Below are 2,256 nucleotides of genomic sequence, written 5' to 3'. Positions count from 1 at the left end.
CCATCAAGCCCGGCCACACCACGCGGCCGGATAGAGGCACTTTCAAGAAAGCAAGGCTTCTTGCTAAGGGACGATTTGCAGGGGGCGCGAAACGTCCCCCCTCCTAATGCGACGGGAACGGCGGAAGCTGTGCCAGGCGGCGGTAGCCGCCGCGCATCAGCGCATCGCCCCGGCGCACCAAGCGCCGCACGCGGGCACGCAAGGCGCTGTCTTTGTGCCAATCGGCCGCGACGGCATCAACGCCGAACAGCCCCTCGGCAACCTCGCGCAAGGACGCGCCCGCCAGGGTCGCGTCGAGTGCCTGCAAGGTGTGCAGTTCCAGCACTGCGGCGTGCGTGGGCCGCGAGCGGGTCGCCGCCGCAGGCGCGGCCCCGGTTGCAGTGGACAACGCATCCAGCCCAGCCGCCAGTGCGCGATAGCGTGCGCAAGGCGTAGTGCAGCCTCGGATGGCGTAGAGGTAGGCCATTCCGTCGGCCATGCTCGGCGTGAGCGTGAGCCGCACGCAGCAGCCGGGCCATTGCGCCGTCAGCATCAGGCGCTTGCCATCATGGATCAGGTGCTTGCGTCCTGGGACGTTCCAGAACTCGAAGGCATCGGCATCCGGCGGCGGGTCGTCGTCCGGGTAGAGCTGGATCACGCCATCGTGATCGGGGAACCACGCCGGATGTGCGTCGCGCGCATCCAGGGCGGGATCTTCCAGCAGGCGCAAGCCCCAACGATGCGCCGTATCTGGTCGGCGGCGGCGGTGCAGCCAGTCGCGCCGGTAGTCAGGGTTTCGGCGCAGGTACTCCCAGGCCAGCGCGGGGCCGCCCTGGTGCAGAACGTAGAGATAAGCCGCTGTCGGATACCAGTGTTCGACGCTGCGATTAGTCATGACGGAACCTCCCTGTGCTTGGGGTGCGTCGCCTGGATTCCGTCGTGCGGGAGCTATCGAATCACCATCAGGTTGTCATCGAAATCGGGGTAAGCTGTAACTACTGGTGTCAAGACAGATTCGCTCCGGGGCATTGCTGAAATCGTCTGAATGCGACGGCTGCGCCGCCACGAAAATGGTGCGCGGCATGGCGCACGGTGCAGCAGCCCGCGCCAAAGATCATGACTGTTTGCGTCAGAAGCGCACCGCTTCGGTGCAAGGATGTGGATTCAGACCTGCCCGGTCTTGGGTAAGACCGAAATAGTCACGATGCGCCCGTTTGACCCGGCTGCGCTGGCTTGCATCAATCCATGATCGAGCCGTTTTCCTGCGCCAGCCGCACGTATTCCGATAGTCGCCGCGCAGGTTGAAAGTAACTGTCGCGCATCACGGGCCACTTGCACGGCCCGACGATGGCAGCCAGATCGGACAGCTTCACCGTTCCCAAGGCGGGCATCCCGATCCCGAGGTCGATCAGGCCGTAGGCCGTATCGCCATCGGTAGGATCGAGCGCGGCCAGCAACCAGGTCGCGTGCGCGTCCGGGGTGAATAGCCGCACCACGGGCATCGGGTCGATGCTCTGGCCGTTGGCGCGCGCCTCGCCAACGGCGAGCAGTTGTGCGTGCTGTTCGGCAGTGATGAGCGGTTGGGTCATGGTTGGCGCTCCCACGAATCCGACGATGCAAGGAGGAGCCTTCCTGCCAAAACACGGAAGCGGCGAAATGGATGCGTGCTTTCGTGCGAAAGCACGAAGGCGTAAGCCGTCGAATCCGTACAGGCACGGAAGCGCAGAAGCGGAATTGTGCAGGCCATGAAAGACACGGATGTGGCTCCACGGGTTTGAGGAAATCCGCATATGCGGATTTCCGTAAAAGCACGAAAGCGTGCCTCTCAGCCATAAATGAACACTATAGATTGTAGCCCTATAGGGCGCAATGGACTGTCATCTTGGTTTTTATGGGGAAACCAAGTTGGTGACAGCGAAACACTCATTGGCGACGGCGATACGGACAGTCAGGAAGGCGCGGGGCTTGAGCCAGGAAGCGTTTTCGGACGTGTCTAGCCGCACCTACATGAGTTCGCTGGAGCGCGACTTGAAAAGCCCGACCCTGCACAAGCTGACCGAGCTGTGCGAGGTCATGGAGGTGCATCCGCTCACGCTGCTGACGCTGGCCTATGCCGGCGACAGCACGGATAAGACCGATGAGCTGCTGGCGCGGGTACGCCAGGAGCTTGAGGCGGTGTTGAAAGAGCGCAGCACGCCGTAGCGCGCGTCGGCGTGTAAGACTGGATTCCGCAAGCGGAGCGCGTAGCGCCGCAGGCGCGAAGGCGTGAGGGATTGA

At 63.3% G+C, this 2,256-nt stretch carries 3 protein-coding genes; 1 reads left to right on the top strand and 2 read right to left on the bottom strand.

Annotation, left to right across the window (positions count from 1 at the left end; all coding sequences use genetic code 11):
• Nucleotides 1-103: 103 nt before the first annotated feature.
• Both HMPREF2924_RS05675 and HMPREF2924_RS36155 read right to left on the bottom strand, forming a co-directional pair.
• Nucleotides 104-874 carry a DUF2285 domain-containing protein gene (locus HMPREF2924_RS05675; protein WP_021204051.1) on the bottom strand — a complete coding sequence of 257 codons (771 nt, stop codon included), beginning with the start codon at nucleotides 872-874 and terminating at the stop codon, nucleotides 104-106.
• Nucleotides 875-1,217: 343 nt separating this feature from the next.
• Nucleotides 1,218-1,568, bottom strand: coding sequence for a DUF2958 domain-containing protein (locus tag HMPREF2924_RS36155; protein ID WP_021204052.1), 351 nt, complete (start codon nucleotides 1,566-1,568; stop codon nucleotides 1,218-1,220).
• Nucleotides 1,569-1,887: 319 nt separating this feature from the next.
• Here HMPREF2924_RS36155 and HMPREF2924_RS05665 point away from each other — a divergent pair, with 319 nt between their 5' ends.
• Nucleotides 1,888-2,181, top strand: coding sequence for a helix-turn-helix domain-containing protein (locus HMPREF2924_RS05665; protein WP_071533935.1), 294 nt, complete (start codon nucleotides 1,888-1,890; stop codon nucleotides 2,179-2,181).
• The last annotated feature ends 75 nt before the right edge of the window (nucleotides 2,182-2,256 follow it).

Origin of the sequence: Pseudomonas sp. HMSC063H08, from assembly GCF_001813645.1 — a bacterium.
Taxonomy (GTDB): domain Bacteria; phylum Pseudomonadota; class Gammaproteobacteria; order Pseudomonadales; family Pseudomonadaceae; genus Pseudomonas; species Pseudomonas aeruginosa.
Note: the sequence above shows the minus strand (reverse complement) of the source record. Positions and strands in the feature narration are given on the sequence as shown.

Coding starts and splice junctions, on each gene's coding strand:
- HMPREF2924_RS05675 (WP_021204051.1), bottom strand. CDS start 874: ATGACTAATCGCAGCGTCGAACACTGGTATCCGACAGCGGCTTATCTC.
- HMPREF2924_RS36155 (WP_021204052.1), bottom strand. CDS start 1,568: ATGACCCAACCGCTCATCACTGCCGAACAGCACGCACAACTGCTCGCC.